This is a genomic window from Nocardia sp. NPDC050175, from assembly GCF_044459885.1.
Lineage (GTDB): Bacteria > Actinomycetota > Actinomycetes > Mycobacteriales > Mycobacteriaceae > Nocardia.
In genome coordinates this window covers 160,331-178,980 of the sequence record NZ_JBITJI010000017.1, presented here as the reverse complement: position 1 = coordinate 178,980, position 18,650 = coordinate 160,331, and the positions used below count along the sequence as shown (strand labels likewise).

16 protein-coding genes are annotated in these 18,650 nt (G+C 67.7%); 10 read left to right on the top strand and 6 right to left on the bottom strand.

Annotated features, from left to right (window positions below):
* Window positions 1–2 precede the first annotated feature (2 nt).
* The 6 genes from ACIBK2_RS40560 to ACIBK2_RS40535 all read left to right on the top strand — a co-directional run bounded on the left by ACIBK2_RS40560 (window position 3) and on the right by ACIBK2_RS40535 (window position 6,543).
* Window positions 3–2,009, top strand: coding sequence for an acetyl/propionyl/methylcrotonyl-CoA carboxylase subunit alpha (locus ACIBK2_RS40560; protein WP_396975631.1), 2,007 nt, complete (start codon window positions 3–5; stop codon window positions 2,007–2,009).
* Complete coding sequence (locus ACIBK2_RS40555; RefSeq protein ID WP_396975629.1) at window positions 2,006–3,166, top strand: acyl-CoA dehydrogenase family protein; 1,161 nt, start codon at window positions 2,006–2,008, stop codon at window positions 3,164–3,166. The genes ACIBK2_RS40560 and ACIBK2_RS40555 overlap by 4 nt, the downstream gene beginning before the upstream one ends.
* 11 nt (window positions 3,167–3,177) lie before the next feature.
* A complete protein-coding gene (locus tag ACIBK2_RS40550) occupies window positions 3,178–3,960 on the top strand; it encodes an enoyl-CoA hydratase family protein (protein WP_396975627.1) in 783 nt (260 codons plus the stop codon).
* A 4-nt stretch (window positions 3,961–3,964) separates the two neighbouring features.
* Entirely contained in the window at window positions 3,965–4,579 is a 615-nt protein-coding gene (locus ACIBK2_RS40545) for a TetR/AcrR family transcriptional regulator (RefSeq protein ID WP_357385041.1), read from the top strand.
* Window positions 4,580–4,777: 198 nt separating this feature from the next.
* Window positions 4,778–5,656 carry a phosphotransferase family protein gene (locus ACIBK2_RS40540; RefSeq protein WP_396975625.1) on the top strand — a complete coding sequence of 293 codons (879 nt, stop codon included), beginning with the start codon at window positions 4,778–4,780 and terminating at the stop codon, window positions 5,654–5,656.
* A 104-nt stretch (window positions 5,657–5,760) separates the two neighbouring features.
* A complete protein-coding gene (locus tag ACIBK2_RS40535; RefSeq protein ID WP_396975623.1) occupies window positions 5,761–6,543 on the top strand; it encodes an SDR family oxidoreductase in 783 nt (260 codons plus the stop codon).
* A 60-nt stretch (window positions 6,544–6,603) separates the two neighbouring features.
* Here the strand turns inward: ACIBK2_RS40535 and ACIBK2_RS40530 are convergent, their stop codons facing one another.
* Both ACIBK2_RS40530 and ACIBK2_RS40525 read right to left on the bottom strand, forming a co-directional pair.
* On the bottom strand, window positions 6,604–8,667 hold the full coding sequence (locus ACIBK2_RS40530; RefSeq protein WP_396975621.1) for a glycosyltransferase family 39 protein: 2,064 nt from the start codon (window positions 8,665–8,667) through the stop codon (window positions 6,604–6,606).
* Complete coding sequence (locus ACIBK2_RS40525; RefSeq protein ID WP_396975619.1) at window positions 8,664–9,974, bottom strand: glycosyltransferase; 1,311 nt, start codon at window positions 9,972–9,974, stop codon at window positions 8,664–8,666. Before ACIBK2_RS40525 ends, ACIBK2_RS40530 begins: the two co-directional genes overlap by 4 nt.
* A gap of 159 nt (window positions 9,975–10,133) precedes the next feature.
* Between ACIBK2_RS40525 and ACIBK2_RS40520 the strand changes: the two genes are divergently transcribed.
* Window positions 10,134–10,259 carry a hypothetical protein gene (locus ACIBK2_RS40520; protein ID WP_396975617.1) on the top strand — a complete coding sequence of 42 codons (126 nt, stop codon included), beginning with the start codon at window positions 10,134–10,136 and terminating at the stop codon, window positions 10,257–10,259.
* 97 nt (window positions 10,260–10,356) lie between these two features.
* Here ACIBK2_RS40520 and ACIBK2_RS40515 read toward each other — a convergent pair whose 3' ends face one another.
* On the bottom strand, window positions 10,357–11,874 hold the full coding sequence (locus tag ACIBK2_RS40515) for an MFS transporter (protein WP_396975615.1): 1,518 nt from the start codon (window positions 11,872–11,874) through the stop codon (window positions 10,357–10,359).
* 106 nt (window positions 11,875–11,980) lie between these two features.
* On the opposite strand from ACIBK2_RS40515, the gene ACIBK2_RS40510 reads away from it, so the two are divergent.
* A complete protein-coding gene (locus tag ACIBK2_RS40510) occupies window positions 11,981–13,012 on the top strand; it encodes an Lrp/AsnC family transcriptional regulator (protein WP_396975613.1) in 1,032 nt (343 codons plus the stop codon).
* Window positions 13,013–13,018: 6 nt separating this feature from the next.
* On the opposite strand, the gene ACIBK2_RS40505 is transcribed toward ACIBK2_RS40510, so the two are convergent.
* Both ACIBK2_RS40505 and ACIBK2_RS40500 read right to left on the bottom strand, forming a co-directional pair.
* Window positions 13,019–13,867 (bottom strand): SDR family NAD(P)-dependent oxidoreductase, encoded by an 849-nt coding sequence (locus ACIBK2_RS40505; RefSeq protein ID WP_396975611.1) that lies wholly within the window; start codon window positions 13,865–13,867, stop codon window positions 13,019–13,021.
* Complete coding sequence (locus tag ACIBK2_RS40500) at window positions 13,864–15,453, bottom strand: flavin-containing monooxygenase (protein WP_396975610.1); 1,590 nt, start codon at window positions 15,451–15,453, stop codon at window positions 13,864–13,866. The genes ACIBK2_RS40505 and ACIBK2_RS40500 overlap by 4 nt, the downstream gene beginning before the upstream one ends.
* Window positions 15,454–15,594: 141 nt before the next feature.
* Here ACIBK2_RS40500 and ACIBK2_RS40495 point away from each other — a divergent pair, with 141 nt between their 5' ends.
* Window positions 15,595–16,317, top strand: coding sequence for a TetR/AcrR family transcriptional regulator (locus ACIBK2_RS40495; protein WP_357385863.1), 723 nt, complete (start codon window positions 15,595–15,597; stop codon window positions 16,315–16,317).
* A gap of 200 nt (window positions 16,318–16,517) precedes the next feature.
* On the opposite strand, the gene thiD is transcribed toward ACIBK2_RS40495, so the two are convergent.
* Window positions 16,518–17,363, bottom strand: coding sequence for a bifunctional hydroxymethylpyrimidine kinase/phosphomethylpyrimidine kinase (gene thiD / locus ACIBK2_RS40490; protein WP_396975608.1), 846 nt, complete (start codon window positions 17,361–17,363; stop codon window positions 16,518–16,520).
* Between the two features lie 91 nt (window positions 17,364–17,454).
* On the opposite strand from thiD, the gene ACIBK2_RS40485 reads away from it, so the two are divergent.
* Complete coding sequence (locus ACIBK2_RS40485; RefSeq protein WP_396975606.1) at window positions 17,455–18,603, top strand: GTP-binding protein; 1,149 nt, start codon at window positions 17,455–17,457, stop codon at window positions 18,601–18,603.
* Window positions 18,604–18,650 lie beyond the last annotated feature (47 nt).

Below are 18,650 nucleotides of genomic sequence, written 5' to 3'. Positions count from 1 at the left end.
GGATGAGTATTACGAATGTCTTAGTCGCCAACCGTGGCGAGATAGCTCGCCGGGTATTCGCCACGTGTCGGCGGATGGGTATCGGCACTGTCGCGGTTTACTCCGACGCGGATGCCGCAGCTCCGCATGTCGCCGAAGCCGATGCGGCAGTGCTGCTTCCGGGCAATACGCCCGCGGAGACCTACCTGCGCGGCGAGCTGATCATCGAGGCCGCGCTGGCCGCCGGTGCGGACGCGATCCACCCCGGCTACGGATTCCTGTCCGAGAACGCCGATTTCGCCAAGGCGGTGCTCGCCGCCGGACTGGTGTGGATCGGCCCGCCGGTCGAGGCCATCGAGCAGATGGGCTCCAAGGTCGCCTCGAAGAAGATGATGGACGCCGCCGGTGTCCCCGTCCTCGCCGAGCTCGATCCGGCCGAGGTCACCGAGGCGCACCTACCGGTGCTGATCAAGGCGTCCGCCGGTGGTGGCGGCCGCGGCATGCGCGTGGTGCGCGCCCTGGACGAGCTCGAACCGCAGATCGAGGCGGCACGCCGCGAGGCCGAATCCGCGTTCGGTGATCCGACAGTGTTCTGCGAGCGGTACCTGGAGACCGGCAGGCACATCGAAGTCCAGGTCATGGCCGACACGCACGGCACCATCTGGGCCGTCGGCGAGCGCGAGTGTTCCATCCAGCGCAGGCACCAGAAGGTCATCGAGGAGGCGCCGTCGCCACTCGTCGAACGCACCGACGGGATGCGCGAGCGACTCTTCGAGGCGGCCAGGCTCGCCTCGGGTGCGATCGGCTACACCGGCGCGGGCACGGTGGAGTTCCTCGCCGACGAACGCGGCGATTTCTTTTTCCTGGAGATGAACACCCGTCTCCAGGTGGAACATCCGGTCACCGAATGCACCACCGGCCTGGATCTCGTTCGCTTGCAACTCGAGGTGGCCTCAGGTGCCGCGCTGCCCGCCGAGCCGCCAGCGCTGCACGGACATTCGATCGAGGTCCGGCTCTACGCCGAAGACCCGGCGCATGACTGGCAGCCGCAGAGCGGCACCGTCCACCGCATCGACATCCCTTCGGTGGTCACGGAATTCGATCTGCTCGACCGGCCCGGCGTCCGGCTGGACACCGGCGTGGTGGACGGTTCGGTCGTCGGCGTGCACTACGACCCGATGCTGGCCAAGGTCATCTCCTACGCCGAAACCCGCGACGAGGCAGCACGTTTGCTCGCCAACGCGCTGCACCGGGCCAGGATCCACGGCCTGGTGACCAACCGCGACCTGCTCGTCCGAGTGCTGCGGCACCCCGCGTTCCTGGCGGGCGACACCGACACCGCGTTCTTCACCACCCACGGATTGGACACGCTGGCAGCGCCTTTGGTGTCCGAGGCCGATGAAGCGCTGTCTATCGTGGCCGCCGCACTGGCCGACGCGGCCGCCAACCGTGGCGCCGCCCGAGTCGGCGGCGGGCTGCCCAGCGGCTGGCGAAACCTGCCGTCCCAGTCGACGCACAAGCTGTTCGATAGCCGCACCAGCGGGACGCACGACGTCGGCTACCGCTACACCCGCGGTGTCGTCTCGGTGGACGGCCACGACGGACTCGAACTCGTCGAAGCGACCCCGGATCGCGTCGTCCTCGCTGTTCCCGGCGAAAGGGGTTCGGTCCGCAGGCATTTCGCCGTCGCCCGCTACGCCGATCTGGTGTGCGTCGACTCGCCGCTCGGGCCGGTCAGCGTGCGCAAACTGCCCCGCTTCACCGATCCCGCCGATCAGGTCGCCACCGGCTCGCTGCTCGCGCCCATGCCGGGCAGCGTGATCCGGCTCGGCGCCGAGGTCGGTAGCCATGTCGAACAGGGCCAACCGATTCTGTGGTTGGAGGCGATGAAGATGGAGCACACCATCGCCGCACCCGCCGCCGGTGTGCTCAGTGCCGTCAATGTCACCGTCGGCCAGCAGGTCGAAGTCGGTGCCGTCCTCGCCGTCGTCGATCCCGCCGAAGGCACCGAAACGCAGGAGAACAAATGAGTTTCATCGAAACCGAAGAGCAGACCGCGCTACGGTCCGCCGTCGCCGCGCTGGCCGCGAAGTACAACTACCGCGACTACGTGCTGCCGAAGGCGCGCGCCAACGAGCCGCTCACCGAATTGTGGGACGAGGCAGGCAAACTCGGCTTCCTCGGGGTGAACCTGCCGGAGGAGTACGGCGGCGGCGGGGCGGGCCTGTACGAGCTGGCGCTGGTGATGGAGGAACTGTCCGCCCAGGGCGCGGGCCTGCTACTCATGGTCGTTTCCCCGGCCATCTGCGGCACCATCATCACCAAGTACGGCACCGACGAGCAGAAGGCGCAGTGGCTGCCCAAGCTCGGCGACGGCTCGGCCAAGATGGTCTTCGGCATCACCGAGCCGGACGCGGGCTCCAACTCGCACCAGATCACCACCACCGCGCGCCGCGACGGCGACGACTGGATCCTCAACGGGCGCAAGATCTTCATCTCCGGCGTGGACCAGGCCGAGGCCGTGCTGATCGTGTCGCGCACCGAGGACCACAAGACCGGCAAGCTCAAGCCCGCCTTGTTCATCGTGCCGACCGACGCCGAGGGCTTCCACAAGACGCCCCAGGAAATGGACATCATCGAGCCGGACCACCAGTTCACGCTGTTCCTCGACGACGTACGCCTGCCCGCGAACGCGTTGGTCGGCAAGGAGGACGCCGCGCTGATGCAGCTGTTCGCCGGCCTCAACCCGGAGCGGGTGATGGGTGCCGCGATGGCCATCGGCCTCGGCCGCTACGCCATCGACCGCGCGGTCGAGTACGCCAAGGAACGCACCGTGTGGAAGACGCCGATCGGTGCGCACCAAGGCATTTCGCATCCGCTGGCCCAGGTGAAGATCGAGCTGGAGCTGGCCAAGCTGATGATGCGCAAGGCCGCAACGCTCTACGACAACGGCGACGAGATGGGTGCCGCCGAGGCCGCCAACATGGCGAAATACGCTGCGGCGGAGGCGAGTATCAAGGCGCTCGACCAGGCCATCCAGACGCACGGTGGCGCGGGCCTCACCAAGGAGTACGGCCTTGCCGCCATGCTGGCTGCCTCGCGTATCGGCCGCATCGCCCCGGTCAGCCGCGAGATGGTGCTGAACTTCGTCGCCCAGTACTCACTGGGCCTTCCTAAGTCTTACTAGAGAGGCCGTTCATGACCGACACGGTGACGGGTCCGTTCGTCCGCTACGACGTCGCGGACGGTTTCGCGACGCTCACGCTCGACTCACCGCACAACCGGAACGCGTTGTCGTCCAAGCTCGTTGCCGAACTCCTCCAGGGACTCGACGACGCGGCCGCCGACGACGCGGTGCGGGGAATCGTGCTCGCACACACCGGCAACACCTTCTGCGCGGGTGCCGACCTCAGCGAGGCGAGCAACGCCGATCCCGCGGTGGCCGCCGACGACCGCACCCGCACCATGATCGGCGTGCTGCGCCGCCTGCTCGCCACCCCGAAGCCGGTGATCGCGCAGATCGACGGCAACGTGCGGGCGGGCGGCATGGGCATCGTCGCGGCCTGCGATATCGCGGTGGCGGGCCCGACGAGCAGCTTCGCGCTCACCGAGGTGCGAATCGGGTTGGCCCCGTTCATGATTTCGCTCACCCTGCTGCCGCGCCTCACCTCGCGCGCGGCAGGCCGGTACTTCATGACGGGCGAGAAGTTCGATGCCGGCATCGCCGAGCAGATCGGGCTGATCAGCACCAGCGCCGCCGACCCGGTGGCCGAGGTGGCCCGGCTGCGCGCCGAGCTGCGCAAAGGCTCGCCGCAGGGGCTGGCCGAGAGCAAGCGACTGGTCAACGCGGCCATGCTCGCCGAGTTCGACGTCTCGGCCGAAGCACTGGCCGAGCGCTCGGCGAGCTTCTTCGGCACCGCCGAGGTGCACGAGGGCATGGCGGCCTTCCTGCAGCGTCGCGCGCCGAGCTGGGCAGAATAACCCCATGGCCACACCCCACGAACCCAAGCAGGACCGCAGCCGAGCCACCCGGCAGCGCCTGCTGGAGGCGACCATCGACTGTCTGGCCGAAACCGGCTGGGCGGCAGCGACGGTCGCGGTCGTCGCCGAACGGGCCGGGGTGTCCAGGGGCGCGGCGCAGCATCACTTCCCGACCAGGGAAGAGCTGATCACCGCCGCGCTCGAGTACATGTTCGACAGCCGGACCCAGCAGTCCAAGGACGAGGCGATCGCGGTCGCCACCTTGGCCGACGGGCTCGGCCGCACCGAGGCCGTGGTGGCGGGCCTGGTCGAGTCCTACACCAGTCCGCTGTTCAAGGCGGCGCTGCAGGTGTGGACGCACGCCGCCGCGGATCCGGCGCTGCGGGAACGAATTGTCCCGCTAGAGGCCAAGTTCGGCCGGATCTCGCATCGGCGCGCGGTGGAGGCGCTCGGCGTCGACGACGCCGACCCGGTCACCCATCACCTCGTGCAGGCCACCCTCGACATGGCGCGCGGTCTCGGCCTGGCCGACGTGCTCACCGACGACTCGGCCCGCCGCAAGCAGATCGTCCAGCAGTGGGCGGCCACGCTGCACGCGGCGCTGAACGCGCCACGCTGAGTGGTTTCCGGCGTGTGGTCTTCCGGTCCGGATCAGTGATCTTTCTCCGCATGAGCAGGAGTTGCTGCCGTCTCGATGCCCCGATCGGGCCGCCGACCGGGGCGAATGATCGCGCCCGCGACCGGCCCCTCGATCCCCGGTCCGCGCAGCAACACGGATCGGCGCGCAACAGTCCGTACGTGCCTTAGGGTCTGCCGTATGGACCATGCGGAGTACGGCGGGCTCGAGCAGACCCTCGGCCAGCCGATTGCCGGTAGCGCGCCCGCCGAATGGGGTTTCCAGAACCGCACCGACCTGCTCACGCTCGCCGACGGCGACCGGATGGTGCTGCAGCGCTATCGCAATCCCGACGACGCCGAGCGCCGCCTGCGGATCATGCACACCCTGCTGGAACCGGCCGCCAAGCGCGGCATCGCCATTCCGCGCATCCGCCGCTTCGACCTCGACGCCGACCCGGCCTGGATCGTCTTCGACGCGCTGCCCGGCGTCCCGATCCCGGCCAGCGCCGAAATCGGCTTCGCCAGCCCGCGATTCCCGACCATCGCCCGCGAGATGGGCACCCTGCTCGCCGCTTTCCGCCGCCTGCCTACCGCGGGCCTGCAACTCGACGACCTGTGGGCCAGCCCCACCCGCCTGGTGGAGAGTGCGACCGCCTGGGCAAGTCAGCTCGACCTCGCCGCCGCGCAGCGCGCCACCCTGGACCGAACCCTGAAATCCCTGCCCACCCTCTTCGCCGACCGCCCAACGGTTCTCGCGCACGGTGACTTCGCACCGGTCAACATCCTCACCGACGGCGAAACCATCACCGGCCTGCTCGATTTCGAGTCCGTCCGCCTCGCCGACCCGCTCTTCGATCCCGCCTGGTGGGCCTGGTCGGTCAGCTTCGCCGATCCGGACACCCCCGCCTGGCCCGACTTCCTCGAGGGTGCGGGTTTCGACCCGGCCGATCCCGACCTCGCGCAGCGCGTAGAAGCCCTGCAGATCCTGCGCATGCTCGAGCTGCTCGCCGAAAAGCCCGATCTCAGCTCCGTTGTTCGCGGCGTCGTGCACGAGCGCCTGCTGACCACGCTCAGCTGAAAACCGCCACTACCTGGGCGTTCGCGGTGATGTCACACTCGCTGCGGCTATGTCGTCCTCTCTGTGAACGCGGAACAACGCACAGACACAGAGGAGCAGGGACCATGACGACGACCAAGAAGATCGCGGTGGCCGGGGCGACCGGACGGCTCGGCAAGCACGTGGTGGATGTGCTGACCGAGCAGGGCCACGAGGTGGTGGCGTTCTCCAGGAAGAACGGTGTTGACCTCGAGACCGGCGCGGGTCTTGTCGAGGCCCTGGACGGTGTGCAGGTCGTCATCGACGCCTCAAGCACACCCTCCGCCGACAAGGACATCGCGACCGAATTCTTCACCGCCTCCGCCCGCAACCTGCACGAGGCGGGCCAGAAGGCCGGTGTCGAGCGACTGGTCGTCGTCTCCATCATCGGTATCGACAACACCACCGCCGGCTACAACGCCGCCAAGCTCGCACACGAGCAACAGGTCCTCGAAGGCCCGCTGCCCGTGCAGATTCTGCGCGCCGCCCAGTTCCACGAACTGGTCGAGGTAATGACTCAGTGGGGCACCCAGGGCGACGTCGCCTACGTCGCCGAGATGCGCACCCAGCTCGTTGCCGCTCGCACCGTTGCCGAGGCCCTGGTCGACCTGGCCGTCAACCCGGCCCCTGAATCCACCGACGCCCCGTTCTCCGAAATCGCGGGCCCCCAACCGGAAACGATGGCCGGCGCCGCCACCCTCTTCATCGCCCGCGCGGGCGGCCCCACCCAGATCATCGAATCCAGCGACCCCGACAACGCAGACCGCGAAGCCTTCGAGGACGGCACGCTCCTTCCCAGCCCGCACGCCACCCTCGCGGGCCCCACCTACGCCGAGTGGCTCGACGCCACCTACCCGGCCGCGAAATAGTCTCTGACGCACAAAGATCCGCACCGCCAGCGAACTTCGAGGCGGTGCGGATCTTTCGCGTCAGTGGGTGGTGAGGTCGTAGAGGGTGATTCCGTCTACTTCGGTGGCGGTGTAATTCGCCTGCACCCATTGGGCAATCTGGGAGCTGGTGGAGGGGTCCGCCGAGTCGCGGCCCCTGCCGCCGCCTTCACGGCCGCTGCCGATGTAGTAGTGGATCTTTCCTTGGGCCACATAGTCTTTGAATTGGTCGAGAGTGGGGGAGGGGTCGCTGCCGTTGAAGCCACCGACGGGCATCACCGGGAGTTCGGTGGCCAGTTGGAAGCCTGCGGCGCTGTTCGAGCCGGTGGCGGCGGCGACCCAGGTGTAGTCGGCGCCGTTCTGCTCGAGCAACGAAACCACCTTGTCGCTCGGCTTACTGGCGCCGAGCAGGCCACCCATGCCACCCATCGCGTCGGCTCCGGCGCCGGGCATACCGCCTTGCGGGCCCATGCCGGGTGGCTGGCCTGGCTGCCCGTTTCCGGGGCGTCCACCGTTGGGTGCGCGGCCGCCTGGACGTCCGTCGGCTTGGGGTCCACCGGGTCCACCGGGACCACCCGGCATGCCGTTCATGCCCTCGGCCCACGGTGGCCGCTGACCGAACATCCCGAACCGTCCGACATTCGGTCCCGCCGAAGGGATTGCGCCCGCGTGCGAGGTCGCGATGGTGTCCACGGCGTACGCGGTCGGCCCGGCCAATCCGGTGAATGCGATGGCCAGCGCAGAGACGATAGCCAACTTCTTCGGCGCTGGAACAAGCGCGGCGATCGTCGCGAGTATGCCGACAACCAGCACGGTCCACCGCAGCCATGGCTGCCAATGAGCACTGCGGGACAACAACATCCACGCAGTCGCCGTGGTGAGCCCGACGGCGAGCGCCAGCATCAGCCGAACCCACAGCCGCTGCCGCTCCCGCCACAGCTGCACCGCACCGATCCCGACGAGCGCGGCGACCGCCGGGGCCAGCGCGATCGTGTAGTACTGGTGGAAGATCCCGGCCATGAAGCTGAAGGTCAATCCGGTCACCAACAGCCAACCGCCCCACATGATCAGCGCGGCTCGCCGCCGATCGGTGCGGGCAGCCTTGCCGCGCAACAGGATTCCGGCCACCAATGCGACGAGCGCGGCCGGGATCAGCCAGGCGATCTGACCGCCCTGCGCGGGCTCGAACATGCGGGTGATGCCGGTACTGCCCCACATCCCGTTGCCGCCGGCGGGCAGATCACCACCGCCGGGTCCGACGCTGCCGCTCTCGTCACCGGTGAGGCGGCCGAGTCCGTTGTAGCCGAGGGTGAGCTCGAGGATCGAATTGTTCTGCGACCCACCGATCCACGGCCGCGACGAGGCGGGCCACAGTTCCACGGCAAGCAGCCACCAGCCCGCGGCCACCACCATGGCGGCCCCGGCGGCGAGCAGCTGCAGGACACGTTTACCGAGCTTGGGCGGCCCCGCGATCAAGTAGGTCAGGGCCAGCGGCGGAACCACCAGCAGCACCTGCAATTGCTTGGTGAGGAAGCCGAATCCGACGAACGCACCGGTGAGCACCAGCCACCGCCAGCGACCATCCTCGACGGCGCGCGTCATCGCCCACGTCGCGGCGATCATCAGGAACACCAGCAGCGCATCCGGATTATTGAACCGAAACATCAGCACCGCAACGGGAGTCACCGCGAGCACCAGCCCCGCGAGCAGTCCGGCGGCGGGCCCGAACGGCCTGCGCACCGTCGCCCACAGCAGTGCCACGCTGGCGACGCCGAGCAGCACCTCCGGCACCAGGATGCTCCAGCTGTTCAGCCCGAACGCCCGCACCGACAGCTCCATCAACCACAGCGAGGCGGGCGGCTTGTCCACGGTGATCGAGTTCGCCGCGTCCGAGGAGCCGAAGAAGAACGCCTTCCACGACACCGAACCCGCCTGTACCGCAGCGGAATAGAACGAGTTGGCCCAACCGCTGGAGCTCAGATTGCACAGGTAGGCGGTTCCGGTGCCGAGCAGCAGCACCGCCAAAGCCGGGTATTCCCAACGGGTCTTGCGTTCGGGTGCCGGAGCCGCCGGTGCCGCGGTGGGCGGCGCCAGTGTCGCGGTCATCGAGTGCCGCCTTCGCCGCCGAGCGCCACCGCGGGGTCGGACTCGGGCGCGTCCGCCTCGGGTTGCACGGAGAGCACCGTCCGTCGCGCCGGATTCGGGGTATTCCGGAAAACCCACCGCAACCCGACAAATCGCAGAATGGTGGCCAGCAGATTGGCCAGCACCAGCACGAACAACTCCAGATGCACCGGTGCGTCCGGCGCCCAGTGGTGCAGCGTGAACAGCGACCCACTGGTCAACGCCAGCCCGATGCCGAAGATCACCAGCCCTTGGAACTGATGCGACACCGCGCCGGTCGCTCCGCGCACGCCGAACGTGAAGGCCCGGTTGGCCGCCGTATTGGCGACCGCGGTGACGAGCAGCGCCAGGAAATTGGCCACCTGCGCGTCGGTAAACGATTGCAGCACAACGTAAAGCAGCAGATAAGCGAGGGTGCTCAGCACGCCGACAATCGCGAACCGAACCAGCTGCCCGACCATCCCGAGCGGTACGCCCGGCACCAGCGGCTCGCGCCCGACCGCGCGGCGCAGCTCCTCCAGCGGCAGGGCGCCGGTGGCCAGCGCCCGCGTCAGCCGTCCGATGCCCTGCAGGTCCTTGCGTGCGGTGTCGACGATGTCGACGCGGCTGTCCGGATCGTCGATCCAGTCCACCGGCACCTCGTGGATGCGCAACCCGGCCCGCTCGGCGAGCACGAGCAGCTCGGTGTCGAAGAACCACTCCCCGTCGCGCACCAGCGGCAGCAACTTGCGTGCCACGTCGCTGCGCATCGCCTTGAACCCACACTGCGCATCCGAAAAGCGCGCCTGCAGTGAGGCTTTCAGTAACAGGTTGTAGCAGCGCGAGATGATCTCGCGCTTCGGCCCGCGCACGACTCGTGACGACGCGCTGAGCCTGGTGCCGATCGCCAGGTCCGAATGCCCGGTGATCAGCGGCGCCACCAGCGGCAGCAGTGCGTTGAGGTCGGTCGACAGATCAACGTCCATGTAGGCGACCACCTGGGCATCGGAGGCCTCCCAAGCGGCGCGCAGCGCCCGCCCTCGGCCCTTGGCGTCCAGGTGCACCACTCGCACGCCGTCCAGTTCCGCCGCGAGCAGCTCGGCCACCTGGAGGGTAGCGTCGGTGCTGGCGTTGTCGGCTACCGTGATCCGCGCCGGAAACGGGAACCCCTGGCGCAGATATGCGTGCAACCTGCGCACACACACGCCGAGGTCGGTCTCTTCGTTGTAGACGGGTATCACCACGTCCAGCACGGGCGAACCCGGTGTCTCGGCTAATTCCGCCGCCGCGACGGTCACAGTCTCGGTCATGACAACTACCCTCGACGGTCCGGTTGTCACGGAGCTGGGCCTCAGCTGTGAGGTTCCTGGGGGCACGTCGACCAGCGCGGATCGGTCCCGGCGTACGCGGGCGTAGCGTACCGTCACGAGTAGCGGGACCGTTCAGGTCCTCCGAGCAAAGGACCACGCTTGTCCGACAAGTCTCCGCGTAGCTCGATGTCGAAGAAGTCCGGGAAGTCTCTCAAGGAGAAGCGCACGGACAAGAAGCTGAAGTCCGCCCCCGAGCAGGGCATCATCGATCCGAAAAAGCGCTGACCACCGCTGAGCGAGGCGTATGGTCCCCTCGCTCAGCGGATAGTTCCGCGGCGGGCTGACCGGGCAAATCAGGCAGCCGACTCGGAATTCCGGCAAATCAGGCGAGCGCCTCCTCCGCTTCGACCACGTGCACCACCGGGTTGCCCCGCCGCCGCATGAGCAGCAATACGAGCGCGCTGCCGAGCAGCGCGACGCCCCCGCTGACCGCGAGCGTGCCCTGCACACCCGCCGCGGCCGCCGCACGCACCGCCTCCTCGAGCACAGACCGCGTTTCCGCCGGAACCTGCTGCAACAACATCCCGGACTGACCGCCGCCGATCGCCCGTGCCGTGGCTTCCGCATCTGGCACCCCACGATCGCCGAGCACATCGGCGGCCCGTGCGGTGAATACACTGCCCAGCGTGGCGATGCCGAGCGCGAAGCTCAGCTGCTGCGCGGTATTCACTGCCCCCGTTGCCATTCCGGCTCGCTGCCATGGAACCGCCGCCATCGCAGCCGAACTCAGCGTCGCGGTGGCCAGTCCGACACCCAGGCCGATGGCCAAGAAGCCGGGAACCAGTGCCACCCAACCGGCTTGGCCGTGCACCAGCAGCGCGCCGAGCACGCCGCCGACACCGGTCGCGAAAAGCCCGCCCGCGATGATCCGACCGCGGTGCTCGCCGTGCAGGAACCGCCCGATGCCGCCGGAGACCAGAAAGGCCATGACCGACAACGGAAGTCCCACCGCCCCGGCCTGGATCGCCGTCAGCCCGAGCACTGACTGCAACCAGATCTGGGTGTACATCAGCGCACCGAACGCCGCGAAGAACAACGCACCGGCCGCGACGAGCACCCCGACAAATGACCGGTCCCGCAGCAGCGCCAGATCGAGCATCGGTTGCGCCGAGGCCCTTTCGACCATGAGGAACACGACCAGCGACACCGCGGCGAGCAACAGCAGCCACCAGGTGAGCGCATTCGACCAACCATGTTCGTTCGCCCGGATCAGCGCGTAGGTCGCCGCCGCGGCGCTGACGGTGAACGACGCCATGCCCGCCACATCGACCCGGCCGCGGTGCGGCCGATCGGCATCGGCGAGTACCCATACGCACAAGGCAATGGCCACCGCGCTGACCGGCAGGTTGACGAAGAAAATCCAGCGCCACGACGCGAGATCGGTGAGCAGGCCGCCGATGATCGGCCCGATCGCACTGGACGCGCCCGCGACGGCACCCCATACGCCGTACGCCGTGCCCTGGTCCCGGCCGGTGTACGAGTTGTTCAACAGGGCGAAGGTGGTGCACGCCATGGTGGTCGCGCCGACACCCTGCACCACCCTCGCCACGATGAGCACGGTCGGATTCGGCGCGATACCGCAGATCAGGGAGGAGACCGCGAACAGGACCAAACCGGCGAGGTAGGTCCGGCGATGTCCGGCCAGGTCCGCGATCGAGCCCGCACCGAGCATGAGCGCGGCCATGGCGAGGGCGTATCCGTCGACCACCCATTGCAATGAACTGAACGACGCGTTCAGGTCGTTGCGCATGTCAGGTAGTGCGACGTTCACGATGGTGACGTCGAGCAGCAGCATGAAGGTGCCGAGACACACCGTCAGCAGCGGCAGCCATTTACGCAAAACCGTTGTCCTCTCTGGAGATTCGTGGGCGTGAGACCGCGTCGAGTATCCGGAGGAGCGATGGGTATGGTCGCCCTGATTCAGGCCAGGCGTAGATTTCCTCCTTATGAGCGCCGCCGGAACAGGCAAAAACTCCATCTTGGATGGCGTCGATACGCAGATCGTGCAAGCCCTGCAGCAAGACCCGCGCGTCTCGTTCAACCGAGTCGCCGTCGACCTCGGCATCGCGGAGCAGACCGTCGCCCGCCGCTACCGGCGGTTACGCCGCGACGGCGTGGTCAGGGTGATCGGCGCGGTCGACTCCCGCGCGCTCGGCGAGAACGACTGGATCATCCGGGTGCACTGCCGTCCGGACGGCGCCCGGCAGGTGGCCGAGGCGCTGGCCCGCCGCGACGACGCCGCCTGGGTCAGCATCGCGGCCGCCGGTGCTGAGGTGAACTTCTCGCTGCACCCGCGCACACCGCAGGATCGCGACGACCTACTGGTGCAGCGGCTGCAGCGCACCGCGCCGGTACACGACATCGCGGCGGCGATGATCCTGCACCGCTTCGTCGGACCACGTGCCGTCGATTGGCGCAGCAGACAAGTCGCCCAGACCGAGAAAGGCACGGCAGCAACGGATTACGCCGAAGCGGATCTGCAGCTGCGCGACGAAGACGCCACACTGCTCGAGCTACTGGCCCGCGACGGACGCGCCAGCTTCTCGGTCTTGGCTCGCGCCACCGGCGTGAGCATCGGCCGGATAGCGCGCCGCATCGCGGCCCTGCAGGCGGCGGGCATCCTCTACTTCGATCTCGACATCGCCCCTGTCGCACTGGGATCCAGCCTCTGGGCCTTCCTCTGGCTGCGCGTCGCCCCGGCGCAGCTGGACGCGGTGGGCCGAGCCATCGCCGAGCACGACGAAACAGCCTATGCCGCAGCGGTTACCGGCCCGTTCAACATCTTCGCCGTGCTCACCGCGGACACCGCCGACGACCTGTACCACTACGTGACCACCAAGATGGCGACCCTGGACGGCGTGCACAGCTTCGAGCTCACACCGGTGCTCGAGCGGCTCAAGCAGGCGGGTTCGCGCACCACGGCGGGCCTGCTGATCCCACCGCCACCGGTGCCACCCCGCGCGGCACGTCGCCGCTAAGGCCTCCTACAGCGCGATGCCGAACCGCGCCGCCGTCCGCTTGCCCGCCCGGTACAGCGGGACGCCGAGGTCCTCGTAGGCCGGGCCGAGCAGGCGCGGGATCAGATCGATGGCCCTGGCGTCGGCCCCGATCAACACCCTGGCCTTGTTCTTCTCCACACCGCGCAGGATGGTCTTCGCCGCGGCGTCCGGACTGGTCAGGGTGATGGCGTCCCAGCCGCGGCGCAGCGTCTCGAGGTCCACATCGTCGCCGAGGCCGCGCGCGTTCACCGCGATATTCGTCGTCACTCCGCCGGGGTGCACGCAGGTGACACCGACCGGATGCCTGGCGATCCGCATCTCCTGCCGCAGCGCCTCGGTGAACCCGCGCACCGCGAATTTGGCGGCATTGTAGGCACTTTGGGAGGGCACGCCGACGAGGCCGAACACCGAGGACACGTTCACGATGTGCCCGTCGCCGGAGGCGATGAGGTCGGGCAGGAAAGCCTTGGTGCCGTGCGCGACGCCCCAGAAGTTGATGTTCATCAACCAGTCGAAGTCGTCCCACTCCATGTCCTCGACGTCGGCCCCGAGGGCAACGCCCGCATTGTTGAATACCAGGTTCACCCGCCCGAATTCGCCGCGCACGTCCGCGGCGTGCGCGTACACCGCCGCCCGGTGCGCGACGTCCAGCTCATACGGAATGGCTGTGGCGCCGAGCTTTTCGCAGCGACCGGCGGTATCGGCGACCGACTCGGTGTTGATGTCGGACAGCGCGAGCTTGGCGCCGCGCCGGGCGAGTTCCAGCGCGAGGCCACGGCCGATGCCGGAGCCCGCGCCGGTGATCACGGCGACTTTGTCGGTGAAGTTCTTCATTGAACGTCCTTGGGGTTACTGGCAGGAATCGGCCGGCCATTGGTCAGAGCTGTGGGAAACGTTTGTGCCGGACGGTCTTCCAGTACCAAGGTGGGACGCGTCGGTGAACTCGGTGCGGGACTGAAGAATTCGTATTCCGCGGGATCCAGCCGCCTGGTCTGCAGCCAGTACCGCCAGGTGAACCCGGACCACAGCGTGCGGTTGTTCCCGTGCTCGTCCAGATACCAGCTCTGGCAGCCGCCGGTGTTCCACACCGAGCGCGCCAGTCCGTCTTGCAGCCGGGCGTTGAATCGATCCTGCGCCGCCCGCCGCGGCGCCAGCGCGACCGCGCCCTGCTCGCGCACCTGCCGAATCGCCTGCAGCACATAGTGGATCTGCGCCTCGATCATGAAGATCATCGAGTTGTGGCCGAGGCCGGTGTTCGGGCCGACCAGGAAGAAGGCGTTGGGCATGTCCGCGACCGTGATCCCGCGATGCGCCTGCACCCCTTCCCGTGACCAGCGCTCGCCCAGGTCGACGCCGTGTAGACCGACCATCGGCAGATTCTTGAACGAATCGATGACATGAAAGCCGGTGCCGTAGATGATCACATCGACCTTGCGCTCGACGCCGTCGGCGGTGACGATGCCGTCCGAGGTGAAATGGTCGATGCGCTCGGTGACCAGCTCGGTCTTGGGGTCGGCGAGCGCCGGGTAATAAGTGTCGGAGCCGAGCAATCGCTTACAGCCCGCCCGATAGTTGGGCGTAACCTGTTCTCGCAGAACAGGGTCGGCGATCTGCCGTTCGATATGCCGCCTACCGACCCGCTCCAGCACCTTCAGCAGTGTGGGTCGCCAGTTCATCGCATACCCGCCGACCTCGGCACCCCAGTAGATCCCATTGCGCAGCGCGAGGCGCAAGCCGGGCACCCGCGCGAGCGCCCGCCGAAACCGCGCGGAGAACTCCACATCGGCGCGCGGCATCACCCACGGCGGGGTGCGCTGGAACACCGTCAGTTCCGCCACGTCGCCGACGATCTCCGGCACGAATTGGATTGCGCTGGCACCTGTTCCGATCACCGCGACCCGTTTGCCCGCGAGCTCGACCGCATGGTCCCACTGCGCCGAGTGAAACGCCGGACCGGTGAAGTCCGCGCTGCCCCGAAACTCCGGAACGCTCGGAATATGTAGCGCCCCAACCGCCGACACTAGGAACTGCGCGACGTACTCCTGACCGTCGGCGCTGAACGCATGCCAGCGCCGCTCGGCCTCGTCCCAGTAGGTGTGCGCCATCTCCTGATGGAAGCGGATCCGCGGCCGCAGCCGATACTTGCCGGCGACTTCCTTCAGATACTCGAAGATCTCCGCCTGCCCAGAGAATAGTCGTCGCCAATTCGTGCGTGGCTCAAAGGAATACGAATACAGGTGGGTCGGCACATCGCAGGCGCAGCCGGGATAGGTGTTGTCCCGCCAGGTGCCGCCGATCTCATCGGCCTTCTCCACGATGAGGTAGTCATCGATGCCGGCCTGATCGAGCGCGATGCCCATGCCGAGGCCGGAGAAGCCGCTGCCGACGATCAGGACGCGGGTGTGGATCGCGGACGCCATCGTCCCCACCGGCTCTCTGTGCTAAGTATCCAATACCACCGGTTCCGTGTACTTTTCCGAGTGTGTCCCACGCCTCATCCGATGTCAACGCCTCGACCCGGTCATCGGTACCGCTGGTAGCAGGTAGCATCCGGAATTGTGATGCGCAGCGGCCGGAAAACAGACGAGGTGCCACGCAAGCGCGTCGACGCACGCACGGAACGCTGGCGTGAGCATCGGCTGAAGGTGCGCGAGGAGTTCGTCGACGCGGCGTTCCGCGCGCTGGACAAGTTCGGGCCCGAGGTCAGCATGGGCGATATCGCCAAGGAGGCCGGCGCGGCAAAACCCAAGCTGTACCGGCATTTCGAGGACAAGACCGACCTCTACAACGCCATCGTCGATCGGGTCCGCGACATGCTGTGGGAGCAGCTGATCACCGGCGTCGACCTGACCAACGACTCGGCCCACGAACTGGTCCGCCGCGGTGCGGCGGAGTACGCGCTCGTGGTGTCGGAGCACCCCAACGTCTTCCGCTTCATGCTGCACAGCCACTTCGCGCAGCAGTCCGACGATTCCGAACGCGCGCTGCAGTCCGCTCGGCAGTCGGCGAAGCGGGCCGCCGACCTGTTCGCCGAGCTGGCGGCCGACACCCCGGTGGACGTGGACAGTGTCGAACTGGTCATCTATTCGATCTTCGGTGCGGTGGGCTCGGCCACCGACTGGTGGCTCGGCGCGAACCGGTTGAAGACGCAGCCGATGCCGATCGAGAAGTTCGTCGCCTATCTCGCCGAAACCATCGCCGCGCTCACGGCGGCCAATGCCCGGCTCAACGGGATCGTCATCGACACTGATCTGCCACTGCACCTTGCCTTTTCCGGCGAGTAACGCCCTGTCCCGCCGACCGCGCGGGCCGACGCTGAAGCTGTCGTCGCAGCCACCCGAACGACGCTGTTCTGATCGGACCGCTTCGTCGAGGCCAACCGCGTTTGCGACACGTCTATTGTCTCAGCACCCACCGACAAGAATCGGCCCCCTAAGGGGCATTTGAAGTGGGGAATTACGAGATTCAGGGGGTGCCCCGACGGTCAGTCGTTGTGCAGACGCCAGAGCGGGGACACCGGGCCGTGGCCCGCGCCCAGATCGTACGAGGCGGCAAGGCAGCGGTAGGTCCAGTCCTTGGCGAATTCCACCGCTTCGGGCACCGAGTAGCCGTTGGCCAGCGCGCACGCGGTCGCCGCGGCCAGGGTGTCCCCGCCGCCGTGGTCGTTGGTGGTGCTGATCCGTGGCGCGGTGAATTCCAGGAACGTCTCGCCGTCGAAAAGCAGGTCGGTGCTGTACTCCGAGGATCGGAGATGCCCGCCCTTCACGATCGCCCACTGCGGGCCGAGCTTGTGCAGGGCCCGCGCGGCCTGCCGGGCCGACGCGTCGTCGGTGACGTCGATGCCGGTGATCAGCCTGACCTCGTCGAGGTTCGGCGTCACCACCGTCGCCAGCGGGAACAGCGTGTGCCGCACCGCGTCCAGGGCCTCCTCGTGCAGCAGCGGGTCGCCGTGCATGGACGCGGCGACCGGATCGACGATCAGCGGAATCCGCCCGTTGCGGCCGATGCCGACCTCCTGGCAGACGTCGACGACGGCCTCGATAATGGCGGTCGAGGCCAGCATGCCGGTCTTGACCGCGCCGACGCCGATATCGGTCACCACGGCGCGCACCTGACCGGCCACGATGTGCGGCGGAATCTCGTGGAAGTCGCTGACTCCCTTCGAGTTCTGCACGGTCACCGCCGCGACGGCCACGCAGGCGTGCACCCCGCACAGGGCCATGGTGCGCGAATCGGCCTGGATCCCGGCGCCTCCACCGGAATCGGTCCCGGCAATGGTGAGCACCCGGACGGGAGTCTGCCCGTCGGGGGTCAATGGCAGCAGCTTCACGAGACAAACCCTACGACCGTTCGCCCGCGCCGCCACGGGCAACCGGCAACCCCGAGTACTAACAGTAAATGAAAACCATTATCATTAAGGGATGAACCCTGCACCGACCTCCGACCTGCTCCCCGTCACCGTGCTGTCCGGTTTCCTCGGTGCGGGCAAGACGACGCTGCTCAACCACATCCTCGCCAACCGGGAGGGCCGCCGGGTCGCGGTCATCGTCAACGACATGAGCGAGGTCAATATCGATGCCGCGGTCGTCGCGGGGCAGGGGCAGCTCGACCGGACCGAGGAGAGGCTGGTCGAGCTGACCAACGGCTGCATCTGCTGCACGCTGCGCGAGGACCTGATCGAGGCGGTGGGCAGGCTGGCGCGCGAGGGCCGGTTCGATCAGCTCGTTATCGAGTCGACCGGCATCTCCGAGCCGATGCCGGTGGCCGCGACCTTCGACTGGGAGTTCGAGGACGGGTTCAAGCTCGGCGATATCGCGCGACTGGACACCATGGTGACGGTGGTCGACGCGTCCACGTTCCTGGCCGAGGTGGCCAAGGGGCAGGCGCTGGCCGAGCGGAATCTGCAAGCGGGCGAAGGGGATACGCGCACCATCGCCGACTTGCTGGTGGACCAGGTGGAATTCGCCGATGTGCTGCTGGTGAACAAGACCGATCTGGTCGGTGCGGCGGCCGCTGGTGCGGTGGAAGCTACTGTGCGCAAGCTCAATCCGCGTGCTCACGTACTGCGCACGACCAACGGTGTTGTCGAATTGGCCGACGTGCTCGACACCGGTCGATACAACCCGGTGGTCGCCGCCGAGGCCGAGGGCTGGGAGGAGGAGTTGGCGGGCGGGCACACGCCGGAGACCGAGGAGTACGGCATCCGCAGCCTCACCTACACCGCCGACCGGCCATTTCATCCACAGCGTCTGTCCGACGCGCTCGGTGAACTGCGAGGGTTGTTGCGCAGCAAGGGTTTCTGCTGGATCGCCAGCCGCGCCACCTTGGCGGCCATCTGGTCCCAGGCCGGGCCCAATCTCGTCTTCGAGCCCGCCGCGTGGTGGTCGGCGCTGGAAGTGCCTGCCGGACAAGAGATCGTCTTCATCGGCATCAAGCTCGATCGGGACAAGGTTCGTGTCCTGCTCGACAATGCGCTGCTCACCGATGCGGAGTTCGCCGAGGGGCCTGCCGAATGGGCCGGCTATCCGGACCCGTTTCCGGCCTGGGGCGAATTGCACGAGCACGTGTGATGGCAGAGGGCGACCCACGCTCGGCTAGGCCGGAGCGTGGGTCGCGG